Here is an 18,499-nt window from a genome sequence, read left to right as displayed (position 1 = left end):
TCACGCCTCCAAAACGGTGACGAGGTTGTGCTGCAGGCAGGGCCCGCCCGCGGCGTGCCCGACGGTGCGGCTCGCGTCGCCGTCGAGGATGCGCCGCGCGGCCTCGCCGATGCGGATGAGGCCCGTCGCCATGACGGGGTTGGCGGCCAGCGGGCCGCCGGACGGGTTGATCACCGTTTCGCCGGGCAGTTCCAGCGCGCGGCGCAGGATGATCTCCTCGTGCGGGAACTGGGCGTGCAGCTCGGCCACCTCGACGGGTCCCTTGCCGACCCCGGCAGCCCGTGCGGCGTCGGCCGCAGAGGCCGACGCGGAGAGATCGCGCATGCCCAGGTAGTGGGGCTCGATGCGGTGGGCGATGCCCCTGATGTAGGCCGGGTTCGGGCACAGCTCCCCGGCCAGGTCACCAGCCGCGAGCACGATCGCCGCCGCGCCGTCCGTGATGGGCGGCACATCCGTCTTCTTGAGCGGTTGCACCGCGAAGTCCTCGCCGTCCGGATCGGGCAGGTCCAGCGCGTACGGGTTGGCCCGCCCGTCCGCCCGGCTCCTGCGGACGATCTCGTCGAGCTCCTTGCGGTCCGCGCCGACCGCGCCGGCCTGGAGCGCGGCGTAGGAGAGCAGGTCGAGGCCGAGCGGCGCCAGGTAGTAGGGGTCGAGCTGGATCGTCATGATCGTGTTCAGGTCGCCGAGCGACGACTTGCCGAACCCGTAGACCAGGGCCGAGTCGATGTCGCCGTGCTGGAGCCGGACCCACGCCTCGTACAGGGCCCAGGCGCCGTCCATCTCCACGTGGCTCTCCGAGATGGGCGGCCAGGCGCCCAGCGCGTCGAGGGCCGACACGAACGAGAACGGGGCGCCCGCGAGGTAGTCGCAGCTGCCGGAGCAGGTGAAGCCGAACCTCTTGAGCCCGGTGCGCTCCTTGACCTCGTCGATCACGGGCAGGATCAGCTCGGGCTCGGTCTGCCCGGCGTCGTGGTCGGTATGCCGGGTCTGGGCGAACGCGACGATCGCGACATCTCTCATGACAGCTCCACGTCGGGCTCGCCGGTGGGGGCGAACCAGCGGATGTTCGACATTGACGCCGTACGCTCGCTCTCCGGCACCCAGACCGCCCTGACCCGCATGCCCTGGCGCACCTCGTGAGCGGGTACGTCCCCGATGAGCGTGATCATGGGGATATCGGCGTTGTCGAGCAGGATGTACGCCGACACGAACGGCACCTGCGGGGCCCGGGGATCGGGCAGGTTGTTGATGGCGAACGTGGTGATCGTGCCGGTGTCGGGCAGTTCGAGCGTCTCCGCGATGCCGCTTCCGCATTCGGGGCAGGACTGGCGGTAGGGCACGTACACCTTGTCGCAGGTCTCGCACCGCCCGCCGAGGAAGACGCCGCGCCGGACACCCTCCAGGAAGACGCGGAGCGCGCCGCCCGCCTGGAGGCGGTATTCGGCGCGCACGTTGGAGACGATCTTCGTGACCTCGGGGGCGAAATGGGAGATGTCGCGGATGTGGCCGGTGGGCCGGTCGCTCCAGACCGGCCAGACGCGCGCACCCACGGCCAGCGCCTTGGCGTTGCCCGCGTCCACGGCGTGGAGCAGCGCGGTGTCGGCGCCGTCCAGCTTGATCAGCGCCCAGGCGAAGGGGCGGTCGAGCGGGTGGCCTTCGAGCGGCTCGTCCACCCACGCCCAGGTGGTGACCGTGCCGGCCGGGCCGACCTCGACGTACTCGGCGGTCACCGGCTCGCCGGTCGCGGGGTCGTACTCCAGGGGCGGCACGAGCACCTTGCCCTCGTTCGTCCGCACCCCGACGATGCGCCGGCCGCGCAACTCGCTCAGGAACCGGCCGATCACGGGGCCTGTGGTTCTCGTGTAGCCGCCCGGGAACTCCAGGACGTGCTGGGCGACCAGCGGATCAGATGGCACGGTCTCGTCCCTCCCAGTACGGGGCGCGGAGCTTGCGTTTGAGCAGCTTGCCGTTGGGCTCTCGGGGCATCTCGGCGATGAAGTCGACGCTCTTGGGCCACTTCATCCTGGACAGGCGGCCCTCCAGCGAGGCCAGCAGCTCGCGGGCCAGCTCGGGGCCGGGCTCGATGCCCGGCGCGGGCTCCACCACGGCCTTGATCTGCTCGCCCCACTCCTCGTCCGGGATGCCGAACACGGCCACGTCCGCCACCTTCGGGTGGATCATGAGCTCGTTCTCGATCTCGGCGGGGTAGATGTTCGCCCCGCCGGAGATGATCATGTCGGCCTTGCGGTCGCAGAGGAAGAGGAAGCCGTCCTCGTCCAGGTATCCGATGTCCCCGACGGTGAAGTACTCCTTGAGCCGGTTCGCGGCGGTCTTGGCGGGGTCGCCCTTGTACTCGAACGGGACGCCCATCATCTTCATGTAGATCGTCCCGGCGGTGCCGGTCGGCACGGACTCGCCCTGATCGTCGGCGATCAGCAGCTCGCTGATGGGCCAGGCGTTGCCGACCGTGCCCGGATGCGCCTTCCAGTCCTCGGGCGTGGCCAGGGTGCCGCCGCCTTCGGTGGCCGCGTAGTACTCGTACACGCAGTCGCCCCACCACTCGAGCATCGCCCACTTGACCGGGACCGGACAGGGGGCGGCGGCGTGGATCATCCACTTGAGCGAGGACAGGTCGTACCTGGTCCGGGTCTCCTCCGGCAGCGCGAGCAGCCGCTTGAAGTGGGTCGGGACGAGGTGGGAGTTCGTGACGCCGTGGCGCTCGCAGAGCCGGAGCAGCTCTTCGGCGTCCCACTTGTCCATGTAGACGAGGGTGTGTCCCATGTGCAGCGCGGTGCCGCCGAACTGGGTGACCGCGGTGTGGTAGTTCGGGGAGGTGACCAGGTGGGCGTTGGGGCGGCCCGGGGTGATGCCGAACAGTCCGAGCAGGAACGTCATGAGCTCGGCGGAGTCGTCCGGATCGAGGCCGTTCAGCCGGCGCTTGACCCCTTTGGGCTTGCCGGTCGTGCCCGAGGTGTAGTGCATGGTGGCGCCCGCGGTGCGGTCCTCGGGCGCGGTGTCCGGCTGGCCGTCGGTCAGCTCGCTCACCTGGCGGAAGCCATCGGTCTTGCTCTCCGCGACGAGGAAGCGGCGGTGCGGCTCGATGGCCTCGGCCGCCCTGGCGCCCTCCTCGATGTAGCGGGGGTGCACGAAGAACGCCTTGGCCTCGCTGTCGGAGACGATGTACGCGATCTCAGGGCCGGTCAGATGCCAGTTGACCGGGGTGTAGTACCAGCCGGCCTGCATGGCGGCGAGATAGAGCACGAGCCCGTCGGCACCGTTCGGCACCAGGCCGCAGATGCCGTCGCCGGGCTGGAGCCCGAGCCCGCGTAAGCCGTGGACGAGGCGGTTGGCCCGGGCGAGCAGATCGCCCGCGCGATGCTCCGTGCCGTCGGGGTCCACGGCCGCGATCCACTCGGGATCCGCCTGCGCGAGCCTCCAGAAACCGAGCGTGCCCATCTGCACTCCCTCGTGGCGCGAGCAAAAACAGGAACCTGTTCTCGTTTGCTGTTGGGAGCGTATCCTGGGGCCGAAGTTCGTAGCAAGCGCTTGATTAGACACTTCGGAGGCGTACGTGGAGCTCCTGCCGATCAGCACTCCCCACTGCCGGATCGAACGAGACGGCCATGTCCTGATCGTCACCATGAACCGGCCGGAGGCACGCAACGCGCTCTCCTCGGACATGCTGATCGGCCTGGCCTCGGCATGGGCGTACGCGTCGGCCGAGGCCGGGATCAGGGTGGCGATCCTGACGGGCGCGGAGGGCACGTTCTGCGCGGGGGCCGACCTCAAGGCCATGGGGCAGCCGTCCACGGACCCGGAGGTCCAGGCCAGGGCCGCGCAGATCCCCAACTTCCACTGGAAGGGCCTGCTCAGGGAGGAGCTGCCCACCAAGCCGATCATCAGCGCGGTCGAGGGCTACGCGGTGGCGGGCGGCACCGAGCTGCTGGTGGGGACGGACCTGCGGGTGGTGGCGGAGTCGTCCACGCTGGGGCTGTTCGAGGCCAAGCGGGCGCTCTTCCCCATGGGCGGCAGCGCCGTACGCCTGCCCCGGCAGATCCCGTACTGCCACGCCATGGACCTCCTGCTGACCGGCCGCCCGATCACGGCGGCGGAGGCGCTGTCCATGGGGCTGGTCAACCGCGTGGTGCCCGACGGCCAGGCGCTGGCCTCGGCCCGGGAGCTGGCCGAGGACGTCGCCTCCTCGGGGCCGCTCTCCGTGCAGGCGATCCTGCGCACATACCGGGACACCCTGGGCATGCCGGAGCCGGAGGCGCTGAAGGTGTCGGACGAGATCGGCTGGCCGGTGATCGGGTCGGAGGACGCCAAGGAAGGCACCAGGGCCTTCCGCGAGAAGCGCCCCCCGACCTACCACGCGCGCTAGTCGCCGGTGAGGCGCTCCAGGCGTTCGAGCGCCTCACCGTACTCCTCCACCAGGCCGAACATGACGTCCTTGGTCGAGCGGACCTGGTTGGTGATGCCGATGACCTGGCCGGCCGGAAAGGTGGCCAGGTCCGACACGTCGGAGCGGCCGATGCGCCGCAGGGCGTCCGACACCAGCATGAACTGCAGGGGCATCGGCAGCGTGCCGGGCGACTCCTCCGACTCCCACGCCTCCGTCCAGGCGTTCTTGAGCAGCCGCGCGGGCTTGCCGGTCCAGCTGCGCGAGCGGACGGTGTCGCGGGAGGTGGCCTCCAGGATGCGGCGCTTGGCCATCTCCGGGGTGTCGGCCTCCTCGACCGTGAGCCAGAGCGAGCCGGTCCAGACGCCCTCGGCGCCCAGCGCCATCCCCGCCGCCATCTGGCGGCCGTTGCCGATGCCGCCGGCGGCCAGGACGGGCACGTCCACCGCGTCCACCACCTGCGGGATCAGCACCATGGTGGAGATCTCGCCCGTGTGGCCGCCGGCCTCGGTGCCCTGGGCGACCACGACGTCCACGCCGACCTCCACCTGCTTGAGCGCGTGCCGGGGCGTGGAGGCCAGGGCGGCGACCTTGACCCCGTGCTCGTGGGCGAGGTCCACCACGTCGGCAGGGGGCGGGCCGAGCGCGTTGGCCAGCAGCGCGATGGGGTGCCGCAGGGCGACCTCGACCTGGGGGCGCGCGGTGGCGTCCGTCCAGCCGAGCAGCACCTTGCCGGGGTCGGCGTCCGACGACAGCGGCGGGACCCCGTGCTTGGCCAGGAGGTTCTCGACGAACCCCCGGTGGCCGTCGGGGATCATCGACTGCAGGCGGCCCACCAGCTCCTCGGGCGCGAAGTCGGCGCCCTCGTAGGAGGCGGGCATGACGACGTCCACGCCGTACGGCTTGCCGTCCACGTGGTCGTCGATCCACTTGAGCTCGGTCTCGAGCTCCTCGGGGGTGAAGTAGAGCGCACCGAGCACACCCATGCCGCCGGCGCGGCTCACGGCCGCGACCACGTCCCTGCAGTGGCTGAAGGCGAAGATCGGGAGCTCGATTCCGAACATGTCCGTGACACGTGTCCGCATGAGCCGACCATAAGCCGCGAAACCAGCGAACTGCAACGCGTTCTACCCTAGAACCTTTGCTCTAGTCACGAGTTCGGCCGGGCTGCTCGCGCAAGCCGGGCCGAACTGCAACCTGTTCCAGCAATTACGCGTCGACCGGCTCCTTGACAACGGCGCGCGGCGTGCGGCGGCGGGCGACCACCAGCGCGGCGCCGAACGCGAGCAGGCCCGACGCCAGCAGCGCGATGGGGATCGTGGTCTTCACCAGGGTGATCTGGTTCTTGGCGTCCCTGGCCGTGGCCACCAGGTTGGAGACGGTCTTCGGAGTGAAGGAGGCGGTGGCGACCAGGGCCTTGGCCCGCTCGACGCCGTCCTGGCTCTTGAGCGTCTCGTTCCTGCTCACTTCCTGCTTGACCGGCGCGCCGCTGGTGGGCTCCACCCAGTACGTGTCCACGCCCTCGTACCAGCGGTCGACCTGGACGTCACCGGTCCCCGTCATCCCCATCATCGAGGCGGGGGCGCTCAACGTCGCGATCTTGGTCGGCGGCACCTTCAGCTGGAACTTGTAGACGGGCAGCCCGTCCACGGTGTCCTCGCTGACGAACGTCGCGTCGAAGGCGTGCTTGGCCGTCTGGTTGAAGTACTTGTAGGTCTTCTTCTCCACGCCGAAGGGGAACAGGTAGATCTGCCCCTCCAGGGCCACGGGCTCCTTGTTGACGCTCACCCCGCAGCAGTTGACGCCCACGCCGGTGTGCCGGTCGAAGGCGCTGCGCCGCTCGGAGATGTTGATCTGCGGCTTGTTGTTGGTGACGTCGTCCACCACGGTGAACTCGTCCCAGACGACGCGGGAGTCGGTGGCCTGCGAGACGTCGCCGCGGGTGGTGACCAGCATCTTGAGGTTCGCGGTCAGCACCTTCCCGTCGGCGACGGAGAAGTACTGGGACGACGGGGCCTCGAGCTCGACGGTGCTGTACTGGCCCGCCGGCGCGGAGATGACCCGGTCCGCCGCCCAGAATTTCACCATTCCTGCGAGGACCACCAGAAACGCACCAACGGCGACGAGAACGAGTACAGGTGTGCGCTGCATTCAAGATCCTCCTGGCGTCGAAGGTGCGAGAACCGGTTACATACTCAGCGCCCCGCCCCCCGGACTTCAAGTCGCGCGTGTGATGTACGTAACATGATCGTTACTGGAAAGTAGCATCCGGCGAGACGTCTTCACAGCCACATCCGAGTAACAAATCGGAACATGTTCTACGAAGGACCGTCGGTGCACCGAACATACCCTGTCCGACGACCGCTCTCTTGACGCCCCCGGCGATTGCCTGTACCCAGGCATCGGAACGCGTTCTATTCTGGGTGTCTTCTCGACGGGACGGAGTCGTGGGCATGCGTGCCGATCTGGCCAGGTCCATCCGGCTGTTCCGCGCGTTCAGGACAGAGCAGGCCAAGCCGGACGCGTACTACACCACCCTCGCCACCGACACCGCCGCCCAGCTCGCGGACCGCGTGTCCCTGGCCGGCGCCACCGTGCTCGACGTGGGCGGCGGCCCCGGATACTTCGCCGACGCCTTCAGGCGGGCCGGCGCCCGGTGCGTGTGTGTGGACGTCGATGCGGGAGAGCTGACCGGCCAGGGCGCACCGGGCTCCGGCGTGCTGGGCAGCGCCCTGGAGCTGCCGCTCGCCGACGGGTCGGTCGACGTGTGCTTCTCGTCCAACGTGCTGGAGCACGTTCCGGACCCGTGGCGGATGGCGGCCGAGATGGCCCGGGTCACCCGCGAGGGCGGGGTGATCTTCCTCGCGTACACGAACTGGCTCTCCCCGTGGGGCGGGCACGAGACCTCGCCCTGGCACTATCTGGGCGGCGAGCACGCCGCCCGCCGGTACGCGCGGGTGCACGGCAGGCAGCCCAAGAACCGCTACGGGCGCTCGCTCTTCCCCGTCTCCGTCGCGCACGGCCTGCGCTGGGCGCGGTCCGCGCGGGACGTCGAGCTGGTCGACGCCTTCCCGCGCTACCTGCCGTGGTGGTGCCGTCCGCTGGTCAAGGTCCCCGTCGTCCGGGAGTTCGTCACGTGGAACCTCGTCCTGGTGCTCAGGAAACTCGGGTGACGGCCGCCGCGGAGGGCCCCGCCACCGGGCGGGACGCCGCGCTCGACGGCATCCGGGCCCTGGCCGCGCTCGGCGTCTGGGTCCTGCACGTGGGCGGCAACACCGGGATGATCTACCAGGAGGGCATGTTCGCCTGGATGACGTCCCGGCTCGGCATCGCCGTGCCGATCTTCTTCCTGCTGTCCGGGCTGCTGCTCTACCGGCCGTGGGCCCGTGCCGTGCTGGAGGACGCGCCGTCGCCGCGGGTGGGCCGCTACCTGTGGCGGCGGGCGATGCGCGTGCTGCCCGCCTACTGGCTGGTCACCGCGGTGGCGCTCTGGGCCTGGGGGCAGCTCGACTGGACGGGCTGGCTCAAGTGGCTGTTCCTGCTGCAGAACTACTTCGAGCAGGGGCGGGCGCCCGACGGGCTCTACCAGATGTGGACGATGCCCATCGAGATGGCCTTCTACCTGGTCCTGCCGGTGCTCGCCTGGCTCCTGCACCGGTGGGCGCGCGGCGGCAACCGGCCTCTCCGGCTGCTCGGCGGCATCGCGGTGCTCCCGGTGATCTCGCTGGCCGGCGTGGTCGTCTCGCACGTGCTCGACCAGCCGGAGCTGGCGCTGTGGCTGCCGAACCACCTGATCTTCTTCGCCGCCGGCATGGCGATGGCCGTGCTGTCGGTGTGGATCAAGCGGCGCGAGGTGGTGGACGCGCTGGCGCCGCAGCTCCTGGTGCTGGCGCTGCTGGCGTTCGCGGTGCTGAGCACGGAGCTTGCCGGGCCGCGCACCCTCACGCTGCCCAGCCTGTCGCAGTCGCTGTGGCGGATGCTCCTGGAGACGGCGGTGGCGGTGCTGCTGGTGGCCCCGTTCGCGCTGGCCTCCCGGCGCGACACGCTGCCGCACCGGGTGCTGGGCAACCCGGTGACCGCCTATCTGGGGCGCATCTCGTACAGCTTCTTCCTGTGGCACGCGCCGGTGATCACGCTCTTCTACAAGCTCACCGGCCGCCCGGTGTTCAGCGGCGACTTCGTGGGCGTGGCGGTGCCCACGCTCGTCGGCTCGCTGCTGGTGAGCGCCGTGAGCTACCACCTCGTCGAGGAGAACGCGCTTCGGCTCAGCCGCCGGTGGCGGTCAGCACCTCCTGCTCGGCCGGAACCTCAGGCTCCGGTGTCGGCTCCGGCGCCGTGACGAGCTGGCCGAACAGCGACCCCACCGCCGCGCACGACAGGAGCTGCGGCACCTGGTCGAGCAGCGGATCGACGTCGACACCCCGGTTGCGCAGGAACACCCCGGCGGCCAGCGCCACCGTCGCCGCGCCGAACAGGCCCGCCGTCGCCCAGTGCGTGTGCGGCCGGCGTACCCGCAGCCAGAGGGTGGCCACGACGGCGGCGAGCGCCACGAGCATGCCGGGCCAGTTCGCCACCCAGCCGCCGAACGCCAGGCCCAGCACCACGACGTAGGGCACGCGCCAGCGCGACAGCCGCGACTCCGCCGCGGCGGCGGTCTCCTTGACGTGCTCGGGGCGGGGTCCGTGCATCACCAGGGAGAGGAGCGCGAGCAGCGCGATCCCGGCCAGGCCCAGCCCGAGCGCGAGCCGGTAGGGCTGGTCGGGCTCGTACGTCAGCCGCACCGTCCCCGCGGTGCCCGCGGGCAGCTGCCAGCCCTGCTTCCACCCGTCGATCCGGATCGGGCGCAGTTGCCGGCCGTCCAGTTCGGCCCGCCAGCCGGCGTTGAAGTTCTCGTTGACCACGAGGAAGGAGTCCTCCGGCGCGCTCACCCGTACCTCGCGCTCGACGGAGGACCAGGCGCCGCGGGCGGCGGAGCTCTCCACGGCCTTGCGCCGGGGCGGGAACGCGCCGATCGCGAGGTTCTCCACCGCGAACGGCTCCCAGCCGGCCGCCCGCACCCGGTTGTCCCCCGCCCGCAGCGTGACCTGGCCGCACGCGGTGATCTGCACGGGCCGCCCCTCCAGCAGGTCGGCATAGACGCCGGTGACCTTGGTCTGCACGGCCGCGCCGTTCACCTGGAGGGTCGGGCCCAGCCCGCAGGCCAGCCGGAACGCCGGCCCGGCCGGCCGGCTCGCCGGGCTGACGCCGGGGATCACCAGCTCGGTGACCTGGAGCCGGCGCGAGGCCGGGTAGAAGCGCAGCTTCAGCCGCGTCGTGGTGAGCGGCTTGAACCGCAGCGTCCCGCCGGCGTCCACCCGGCCGCCGCGGACCTCGCCCTTGGCACCGGTCACGACCACGTCGAGCGCCTGCCGGTCGCCGCCGGGGCGGGCGACCTGGATCTGCGAGACGGTCCGCCGGCCCTTCCAGCCCAGCGTGAGCGTCGGCTCGGCGTCCTCCGGCGAGGGCACCCACGTGGTGGCGGAGTCGGCGTCGAACGCCGACCTCGGCGCGACCACCGCGTCCTTGCTCATCGCCGACGAACCGGTCACCGTGGTCAGGTCGCCGCTCAGCCGGGTGAACCGGTCGACGAGTGCGACGTCCCGCAGCACCGCCGAGCCCCGCAGGGTGGTCTTCCGGCCGGAGTCCGAGGTGAACGTCCGGTCGAACCCGGCGCCCTCCTCCCCCGACCTGACCAGCAGCGGGTTGCACACCCAGCGGGCCCAGTTGCGCATGCAGCGCGGCCGCTCGTCCAGCCCGCGGTCCATGACGAAGACGTCCCCGTCCCGGCCCGGCATCCTGATGGTGCGGCCGGGCAGGACCCCGGGGATCGCGACCTCGGTGATGCCGACCCGCTGCACGAAGCTCCACTCCGCGTTGTACGTGCCCAGCACCCTGATCCGCACCCAGGCCGTCGGCCCGGCGGGGACGCGGAGCGTTTGAGCGTCGTTGGTCCTGGCCACGTCCTGCACCAGCCGGCCGCTCTCGGTCTCCACGGCCACCTTCCTGACCGACTGGCTGATCAGCAGGTTGTTGGTGAAGGTCACTCGCAGCCGGGGGATCTCCCGGGGCTGGCGGAGGTCGATCCGGAGCCATTCGTTCTCCGGCCGCTTCCAGCCGCCGCTCTCCCAGCCGGTGTCCAGGTCGCCGTCCAGCGCGGCCCAGGGGCCGCGGCCGGGGGTGCTGAGGCCGGGCACGGCGTCGGCGTCGGCGACCGAGGAGGAGGCCGTGACGTCGGCGATGCCGTCGTACTCGGCGGTGGCCGTCTCCTCCAGCCAGCCGTCCTCCAGCAGGTCGAGCTCCTTGACGCCGGTGAAGTCGTCGCGCCGGTCCGCGGTCAGGGTGGGTGACCAGTTGGACCTGATCTCGCCGAACTGCCGCTCGCGCAGCCGCAGCCCGTCGCTGACCACGGTGGGCAGGCCGGAGTCGGCCCCGTCGCCGTTCACCAGCGCCGGGCCCTCGCCGAGCAGGCCGAGGTCGCCCATCGTCAGCAGCGAGTCCGGGCCGCCGCGCACCTCCAGCGCGTCCGCGGCGGGCTCCACGCTGACCATGTCGGTGCTCTCCGACACCTTGTACAGCTCCAGCGCCGGGAAGGGCCAGTCCACCGACTCGATGGCGTCGTCGGTGCCGGTGTCGCCCACCTCGCCGCCGAACGAGGTGACCTTGGTGATGCCGGGCGACTCGCGCAGCGCCTCGTAGACGCGTGACGGCCAGGCTCCCTGCAGGTTGGCCCGCATCAGGTCGTTCCTGACGAGCAGGTAGTGCACGCCCATCCTGCGCAGCACCTCGGTCAGCCCCGCCGAGCCGTGGCCCGCGGTGAGCCGCTGGTCGATGGCGTCGAGCAGCCTGGTCATGCCCACGGAGCCGGCCGCCGTGACCTGCCGGGCGGTCCAGCGGACGGCGGACAGCGGCTGCAGGGGGTCGTCCATGGGCCGGCCCCACAGGTACTCGCCGAACTTGGAACCGGGCACGACGAGCACCCCGTCGTCACCGGCGTTCTGGTTGAGCCACGTCGCGGCCTGCCGCCAGTAGAGCGGCACCTCCTTGAACTCGCCGGGCGGGGCCAGGCCCTGGTTGAACACCGGCAGCACCAGCGCGGCGAGCGTCGCCACGGCCACCGACCGGATCGGCAGCCGCGCCCGGGCCGTCACGTGGGCCAGCAGGTGGGCCAGGCCGAGCGCCAGCGGCAGCCGGACGAGGGGGTCGAACTTGCGCAGGTTGCGCAGCGGCGCGAGCGGCCCGTCGAGCAGCCAGCGCACGGGCTCGGCGACGACCGGCTCCAGCGCGCTCATGTGCCCGGCGACCAGCGCCGCCGTGCCGATCAGGAACAGGGTGACGACGAACCCCTTGGCGGGCAGGTCGCGCCGGGCCAGCCCGGCCAGGCCGAGCGCGGCGAGCAGGCCCGTGACCAGGACCATGGCGGCCGCGGTGGCGATCTCGTACCCGGGCGGCTGCGTGGCGACGCCGTTGACGGTCAGGTAGCGCACCCAGTCGGAGGCGCCGCGCAGCACGTTCGTCAGCGAGGTGACCTGCGTGGTGGTGGAGGCGGTCTCGGTGTACGGCAGGAAGGAGAACGCGTAGCGGCCCACCAGCAGCAGGGGCAGCCACCAGAACAGCGTGGCCACCGACACGGTGCCGGTCCACCAGGCGAGCAGCCGCCAGCGGGGCACCGGGCGCGGCCGGGTGAGGATGTAGACGACGGGGGCGACCAGCACGGCCAGCACCGCCACCGCGTTCACGCCGCCGCACAGCGCCACGGCCAGCCCGGACCTGATCGCGCCGCGGGCGCGCTGGCCCGTCTCCGCGGCGGTGAGCAGCGGGATCAGGATCCACGGCAGCATCGCCGCGGGCAGCCACTCGATCGAGATCTCGCCGAGGATCGACAGGGTGCGCGGTGCCAGCGCGTACGCCAGCGCGGCGGCGATCGCGGTGCCGGGCCCGCCGATGCCGAGCTGCCTGACCAGCCGCTCCACGCCCAGGAACGCCAGGCAGAGCAGCGCCGTCAGCCAGAGCCGCTGGGTCACCCAGGCGTCCAGCCCGGCCAGCTCGCCGAGCGCGAAGAACGGCCCCATCGGGAACACGTAACCGGCGGCCTGGTTCTGGAGCTGCCCGAAGTGCTGGAGGTCCCACAGGTGGGCGACGCGCTCCAGCCAGCCGATCGGGTTGAGCGCGAGGTCGAGCTTGGTGTCGGAGATGATGCTGCCGGGCTTGGTGGTGAACGACAGCACGGCGAAGCCGAGGCAGCAGATCGCCAGCCAGAGCCGATGCCTGGCCCGCTCGGTCACCGTTCCTCCCACTCAAGGACGACAGGGGTGGCGGGAGCGCCGGGGGGACGGCGGACGAGGGCGGAGAGCCGCTCGGCGCTGCGGTCCCAGGAGAACTGAGCCGCCCATTCCCGACATTTCGCGCTATAGGTGTCAGGGGTCACCGTGAGCTCGTCGAGGGCCGCGGTGATGCCCTTGGCCAGGTCCCCGCCCTCGGGCAGCAGCCAGCCGGTCTCGCCGGGCCGCACCGCGTCCCGCAGCCCGTCCACGTCGTACGCCACCGTCGGCACCCCCAACGCGGCCGCCTCCAGCACGCACAGCCCCCATCCCTCGCCTTGAGAGGTGTTGACCTGCAGCCAGGCTGCGGACACCAGCCGCTCCTTCTCCTCCTCGGTCAGATAGCCGTGCATGACGACGCCCTCGGGCGCCGCGGCGCGCAGCCGCGCCTCCTCCGGCCCTCTGCCGACGACGTCCACGACCAGGTCCGGCCAGCGCTTCCTGAGCTCGGGCACGGCCTCCAGCAGCAGCTCCACCCGCTTGTGCGCGACGAGCCTGCCGACGCACACGAGCCGCGGCCGCCGGCTCCGCGCGGCGCTCGCGCGCGGCGCGCGCAGCCGGCCGGGCACCCCGTTCGGGACCAGGTGGATGGGCCCGCGCCAGCCGAGCCGCTCCCGCATGGCGCGCACGGTCGACGGCGAGACGGCCACGCACTCGCGCCCCCGGTACGCCCACCGCGACACCGGCCCCTCCAGGAACCGGCCGAGCGCGGCCAGCCACCACGGCAGGTGCACGTCGAACTGCCGGTCGTGCACGTGGTGCACCACGCACAACACCCTGGTACGCCGCCCCACGACCAGCGGCGTGAAGAACGGGATGCCGTTCTGGCAGTCGAGGACCACGTCGAAGCGGTCGCGCCGGACCGACATCCAGAGCAGCACCAGGGGGTAGACCGTGAACGGCCCGCCCATGCGGACCAGCCGCACCCCTTCGACGGTCTCCTCGCGGGCCTGCCCGGGGGCGCGGGCCGTGACGAACCACACCCGGTCCCCGTCGGCCGCGAAGCGCCGGGCCAGCTCCCAGGCGTAGACCTCGGCGCCCCCCGCGGCCGGATGCCACGGGTCGCGCCAGTTGACGATGGCGATGTTCACGGATATCCGAGGGAGTCCAGCGGTTGCTTCACCCTGAGCGCGCCGCGCGACTCCGCGCGCAGCCGCGCCCAGATCCGGCAGAGCTCCAGCACTATGCCCAGGCTGTGCCGGGCCGGGGAGAACCGCGAGCCCGGCATGTCATGCCACGTCACCGGGATCTCCAGGACCGAGGCGCCGTCCGCGACGCAGCGCGCGAGCAGCTCGACGTCGAAGGCGAAGCCGTCGGTCCGCAGCCGGGCCGCCATCTCGCGGGCGAGCAGCCCGTCGAAGAACTTGAACCCGCACTGCGTGTCGCTCACCCCGGGCACCAGCACTCTGGCCAGCGCTCGGAATCCGAACGCGCCCAGCTCGCGGATCGGGCTGTGCCGGTGCTCCACCTCGGCCAGGGGATGCGCGCGCGAGCCGATGACGATGCGCTCGCCGGAGAGCAGCAGCCCGAAGGCGCGCTCGACGGCCCGCAGGTCGGTGGCCATGTCGGCGTCACAGAAGCCGACGAAGGGCGCGGTGGTCTCCAGCAGCCCGGCGCGCACCGCCGCGCCCTTGCCGGGCGTGGGGCACTGCGCGAGGCGTACGGGGACCGGCTCCTGCGGCCAGGTACTGACGATCTCCGCGGTGCGGTCGGTGCTGGCGTTGTCCACGACGATGACGGCTGTCGGGAACGGAAGGCGGGCAAGCTTCGCGCACAGCTGCAGGAGCCCCCCAGGAAGTCGCCGTTCCTCGTTGTACGCGGGAACGATGATCTCAAGCAGTGTCGGTCGGCTCGTCCTCTCGTTCCCTCGACGGGAGGGCGGCATGGCCCGTGTTACCGGTCGCCGTAGTTGTAGAGCGGCCGGTTGACCGGTGTCGCCGTGGCACCGGTGAGTGACACGGTCGTGACGGTCGCCACCAGTGCGGCCAGGGCGACGCCAATGATCGCTGCTAAGAGGATCTTTATCACCGGGAATTCCTCCTTTGAGGCGGCAATGACCCGGGCGCACCCAACTTAGAACCAATTCTCCTTACTCGCTAGTAGCTAGACTGAATTTTCACAAAGTCGCCGATCAAGTAGGATGATCGTTCCCGGTAGACGCTTGAATTCTGTACAACCGCAGCTCAGGCCGATCGACGACCAGGGTGGCCCCCTCGGTCCACCGGGCGAACCCGGCACGCTCCTCGGCCGTCCCCGCGTCCACCACGACGTACCGGAAGCCCGCTGCGGCCAGGTCTGGCGAAGATCCATCTAGTACGCGTTCCACCTCGCGCACCCGGTGGTCCTCGGCCGCGACGACCATGCTGCCCACCCGCACCGAGTCGTCGGCCACCACATCGCGCCCCGGCGCGGCGAAGAAGCGCTGGGCCGGGTCGAGCACCGCCTGCCCACCGTTCCACGGGAACCGGCGATAAGACTCGAACGGTAGCACCAGGACGTCCCCCGGCGCCCCGTCCGCCAGGATCGCCGCCCTGGCCTCGTACCAGCCGCGCGGATACTCCACCGCCTCCAGCCGGCCGAACGCCCCCCAGGCCAGCGTCGGCAGCACCGCCACCGGCGCCAGCACCAGGAGCGACACCCCGTACGGCACCAGGCGCCCGCCCTCGGCGGCGGCCCGCGCGGCGAGCAGGCCGAGCCCCACGGCGGCCAGCAGCGCGAGCGGCGCCAGGAACTGCTGCGCGTCACGCAGCACCCCGAACCCGCCCCACAGCTCCACCAGCCACCTGAGCGCCGCCCGGCCGGCGGCGGTGACGCCGAGGCAGGCGATCGCGAACCCGGCGGCCGACGCCACGGCGAGCCCCGCCCGGCCGGGCAGGTCCCGGGCGCGCGCCACAGCCGCGATCCCGGCGAGCACCAGCACGAGCCTGGCCAGGGCGGCGACCGGTGCGTCGTACCCGGCGGGCACCGCGCCGGCGTTCCAGATCCCGCCGAGCGACAGCAGGCTCACCACCGCGCCGAAGGGGCCGTCCGCCCGCGCGGCGAACGCGTCCACGCCAACGCCGTCCCCGTTCAGCGCCTCCGGCCGGGCCAGCGCGGGCAGCAGCCAGGGCAGGCTGAACGCCAGGACGAGACTCGCCGCCAGCACGGTGTCCGCCACCCGGCGTCTGTGCTCGACGGTCGCGCTCCGGGCGTACCAGGCCGAGGGGATGACGGTGATCGCGGTGACGGCCATCGCGGCGAACCCGCCCACCGCGGCCGGCACCATCGCCACGGCCACGCGGCGGCGCGCGCACGCCGCCCGCACCACCCACGGCAGCCCGGCGTACCCCAGGAGCAGCGCCCACTGCCCCATCAGCAGCCGCTCGGCGACGTACGGGTTCCAGACGTAGAACGTCCCCGCGACCAGCCGGGGCCCCAGCACGGCCGACGGGACCAGCAGCCCCGCCCCCGCGCAGCCCAGCGCGAACACTCCCAGCAGGACCGCCTTCTGCACCAGCTCCGCGGGAACCACCGAGGCCACCGCGGTCACGACGGCGTCGCTCGGCACGACCCGCGGCGCCCCGCCGGCCAGCCCGAAGGTGAAGCGCGAGAAACGCGGCTCCGGCACGAACACCATGTCCTGGACGAGGACGAACCCCCACCCCAGCCCGGGGCCCAGTGCGAGAGCGCCCAGGACGAGTCCGAGCAGCGCGCAGGCTGCTCCGGCCCTCCTGGTCTGCGGCATCCCGCTATGACATCACAACCCAGCCACAGACATTCCCGGCATGTCCCCCGATTGTTAGTCTTTCCGCAGATCCAGGTGCTCTCTCGGTGACACGACGCCGCGCAGGGGAGCTGCGCGGGACCGATCCACGCGAGCGACGGGGCCAGAGGGACCGGTGACGACGAGCGAGACGACGGCCGAGAGCCGCCCGCGGACGCGCGGCGCCGAGGGTCGCCCGTGGACGCGGGGCGACGCCGTGCTGGCCGCCGGGCTGGTCATGGTGGCCGTCCAGCTGGTCTGGAAGTTCGACCTGGTACGGCGCTCCTACTTCAGGCAGGACGACTTCACCTTCATCGCCCGCGGCCTGGAGCATGGCCTGACCTGGGACTACCTCATGCGGGTGGACTACGGCCACCTCGTGCCGGGGCCGTTCGCGATCCAGTGGGCGCTGGGCCGGCTGGGGGTCTACAACGACGTGCTGGCCCACGCCGTGGCGATGACGTTGCTCGGCGCCGCGGGGCTGGCGCTCCTCCGGCTGCTGCGGCTGCTGTTCGGGCCGCGCCCGGCCATCCTGGTGCCGCTCGCGTTCTACCTGCTGACCCCGATGACGATCTCGTCGCTGTCGTGGTGGGCGGTGCTGATCGAGACGCTGCCGTTCCAGATCGCGCTGCCGATGGCGCTGAGCTCGCACGTGCACTATGCGCGGACCGGCCGCTTCGGGCACGCGCTGGCCGCCGCGGCGTGGACGGCGGCCGGCATGGCCTTCTTCGTGAAGGCGCCGTTCATCCTGGTGCTCGCGCTCGCGCTGAGCGTGGGGTGGCTGCGCCGGCCCCGGCAGTGGCCGGCCTGGGTGCTGTACGCCGGGGTGGTCGCGGTCTACGCGGTGATCTTCTTCCGGCAGCTCTTCACCTCCGTGCAGCTCACGGACGACACCGTGCAGCCGAGCCTGCCGAGCCTGTCGGTCGCGGCCAGGTTCGCCTGGACGCTGCTGTGGGGCTCGCTGGTGCCCGGCGCGTTCGGCGGGCCGTGGAAGTGGCTGCCCATCGGGGACGACTACGCCATCGCCGCCACGCCGCCCGCGCCGGCCTGGGCCGCGCTCGGGCTGGCGGTCGTGGCCGTGGCGGTGTCGATCCGCTACCGCAGGCGCGCCTGGCTGGCCTGGCTGGTCCTGCTCGGCTACGTGCTGCTCGCCGACGTGGTGCCGGTGCTGATCGGACGCATCGAGCAGCTCGGCCCCGACCTGGGCGGCTACGAGCTGCGCTACGTCTCCTCCACGTCCATGGTGCTGGCCCTGGTGATCGGCCTGGCGTTCATCCCGCTGCGGGACGAGGAGCGGCCCTGGCTGCGCCCCGCGCCCCGGCTGAGGCTGGTGTGGGTGCCGCTGACCGCCGTCGTCGCGGCGGGCTCGATCTGGTCGGTGACGGCCTACGGCCGCCTGCCCCTCGGGCAGCACGTCAAGAGCTACGTGGAGACGGCACGGGTGGCGCTCAAGCGCACGCCGCCCGGCTCCGTCATCGTGGACGCGTACGTGCCCGCCAAGGTGGTCGTGGCCACGTTCTTCTACCGGTACGCGCTGACGTCCAAGGTGCTCGGCCCCATCGCCACGCACCCGGTCACCTGGACCGGCCGGCTGAACGGGCCGGTCAGCGGCCCGCTCATGTTCGACGACCAGGGCCGCCTGCGCCCGGTGTCCATCGAGGGCGCCGTCGTCCCCGGGCGGTCCCCCTGCACGCGGGTGGGCCCCGCGGGGGTCCGCTTCCGCCTTCCCCTGTCCCTGCCCAAGGGCACGTGGACGGCCCAGATCGGCTACCTGAACCCGGTGGAGACCACGCTGTCCGTGCGGCTCGGCGGGTCCGAGACGCGGGTGCCCGCGGGCAAGGACCTGGGCTCGACGTACGCGGCCGTCGAGGGCGGCGGGACCGACCTGGTCCTGCGCACCCTGGACGGCCGGTCCGCCTGCGTCGGCGAGATCAGGGTCGGCATCCCCAGACCGGCCGTGAACGCCACCGCCGTCCCCCCGCAGCCCGTGGGGGGATGACG

General features: G+C 71.9%; 14 protein-coding genes. 4 read left to right on the top strand and 10 right to left on the bottom strand.

Annotated features, from left to right (window positions below; all coding sequences use genetic code 11):
- Genes ABZX61_RS02615 through ABZX61_RS02605 form a run of 3 tightly spaced genes read right to left on the bottom strand, consistent with a single transcriptional unit; the run spans position 1 to position 3,456 of the window.
- Positions 1 to 1,020 (bottom strand): thiolase domain-containing protein, encoded by a 1,020-nt coding sequence (locus ABZX61_RS02615; RefSeq protein ID WP_350728485.1) that lies wholly within the window; start codon positions 1,018 to 1,020, stop codon positions 1 to 3.
- Entirely contained in the window at positions 1,017 to 1,916 is a 900-nt protein-coding gene (locus ABZX61_RS02610; RefSeq protein ID WP_350728484.1) for an OB-fold domain-containing protein, read from the bottom strand. The genes ABZX61_RS02615 and ABZX61_RS02610 overlap by 4 nt, the downstream gene beginning before the upstream one ends.
- Complete coding sequence (locus ABZX61_RS02605; RefSeq protein WP_355190912.1) at positions 1,906 to 3,456, bottom strand: acyl-CoA synthetase; 1,551 nt, start codon at positions 3,454 to 3,456, stop codon at positions 1,906 to 1,908. Before ABZX61_RS02605 ends, ABZX61_RS02610 begins: the two co-directional genes overlap by 11 nt.
- A gap of 115 nt (positions 3,457 to 3,571) precedes the next feature.
- On the opposite strand from ABZX61_RS02605, the gene ABZX61_RS02600 reads away from it, so the two are divergent.
- Positions 3,572 to 4,381, top strand: a complete 810-nt coding sequence (locus tag ABZX61_RS02600) for a crotonase/enoyl-CoA hydratase family protein (protein WP_350728482.1) — start codon at positions 3,572 to 3,574, stop codon at positions 4,379 to 4,381.
- On the opposite strand, the gene ABZX61_RS02595 is transcribed toward ABZX61_RS02600, so the two are convergent.
- Entirely contained in the window at positions 4,378 to 5,484 is a 1,107-nt protein-coding gene (locus ABZX61_RS02595; RefSeq protein WP_350728481.1) for a nitronate monooxygenase family protein, read from the bottom strand. The two genes, ABZX61_RS02600 and ABZX61_RS02595, sit on opposite strands and share 4 nt — an antisense overlap.
- Positions 5,485 to 5,608: 124 nt before the next feature.
- Entirely contained in the window at positions 5,609 to 6,550 is a 942-nt protein-coding gene (locus tag ABZX61_RS02590; protein WP_355190910.1) for a DUF3068 domain-containing protein, read from the bottom strand.
- A 302-nt stretch (positions 6,551 to 6,852) separates the two neighbouring features.
- Here ABZX61_RS02590 and ABZX61_RS02585 point away from each other — a divergent pair, with 302 nt between their 5' ends.
- Positions 6,853 to 7,572 (top strand): class I SAM-dependent methyltransferase, encoded by a 720-nt coding sequence (locus ABZX61_RS02585; RefSeq protein WP_355190908.1) that lies wholly within the window; start codon positions 6,853 to 6,855, stop codon positions 7,570 to 7,572.
- A complete protein-coding gene (locus ABZX61_RS02580) occupies positions 7,569 to 8,738 on the top strand; it encodes an acyltransferase (protein ID WP_355190906.1) in 1,170 nt (389 codons plus the stop codon). Before ABZX61_RS02585 ends, ABZX61_RS02580 begins: the two co-directional genes overlap by 4 nt.
- Here ABZX61_RS02580 and ABZX61_RS02575 read toward each other — a convergent pair.
- The 5 genes from ABZX61_RS02575 to ABZX61_RS02555 all read right to left on the bottom strand — a co-directional run bounded on the left by ABZX61_RS02575 (position 8,665) and on the right by ABZX61_RS02555 (position 16,480).
- A complete protein-coding gene (locus ABZX61_RS02575) occupies positions 8,665 to 12,720 on the bottom strand; it encodes an alpha-(1->3)-arabinofuranosyltransferase family protein (protein ID WP_355190904.1) in 4,056 nt (1,351 codons plus the stop codon). The two genes, ABZX61_RS02580 and ABZX61_RS02575, sit on opposite strands and share 74 nt — an antisense overlap.
- The gene (locus tag ABZX61_RS02570) at positions 12,717 to 13,847 is read right to left on the bottom strand and encodes a glycosyltransferase family 4 protein (RefSeq protein ID WP_355190902.1); all 1,131 of its coding nucleotides are present in this window, start codon (positions 13,845 to 13,847) and stop codon (positions 12,717 to 12,719) included. Before ABZX61_RS02570 ends, ABZX61_RS02575 begins: the two co-directional genes overlap by 4 nt.
- The gene (locus tag ABZX61_RS02565) at positions 13,844 to 14,641 is read right to left on the bottom strand and encodes a glycosyltransferase (protein WP_350728475.1); all 798 of its coding nucleotides are present in this window, start codon (positions 14,639 to 14,641) and stop codon (positions 13,844 to 13,846) included. The genes ABZX61_RS02570 and ABZX61_RS02565 overlap by 4 nt, the downstream gene beginning before the upstream one ends.
- An 8-nt stretch (positions 14,642 to 14,649) precedes the next feature.
- A complete protein-coding gene (locus ABZX61_RS02560) occupies positions 14,650 to 14,784 on the bottom strand; it encodes a hypothetical protein (protein ID WP_318787313.1) in 135 nt (44 codons plus the stop codon).
- 103 nt (positions 14,785 to 14,887) lie between these two features.
- Positions 14,888 to 16,480: a hypothetical protein gene (locus ABZX61_RS02555; protein ID WP_355190899.1), complete on the bottom strand. Its 1,593-nt coding sequence runs from the start codon at positions 16,478 to 16,480 to the stop codon at positions 14,888 to 14,890.
- 154 nt (positions 16,481 to 16,634) lie between these two features.
- Between ABZX61_RS02555 and ABZX61_RS02550 the strand changes: the two genes are divergently transcribed.
- Positions 16,635 to 18,497 (top strand): hypothetical protein, encoded by a 1,863-nt coding sequence (locus ABZX61_RS02550; RefSeq protein WP_355190897.1) that lies wholly within the window; start codon positions 16,635 to 16,637, stop codon positions 18,495 to 18,497.
- Positions 18,498 to 18,499 lie beyond the last annotated feature (2 nt).

Origin of the sequence: Nonomuraea sp. NPDC003709 (genome assembly GCF_040610775.1) — a bacterium.
GTDB lineage: Bacteria > Actinomycetota > Actinomycetes > Streptosporangiales > Streptosporangiaceae > Nonomuraea > Nonomuraea angiospora_A.
Note: the sequence above shows the minus strand (reverse complement) of the source record. Positions and strands in the feature narration are given on the sequence as shown.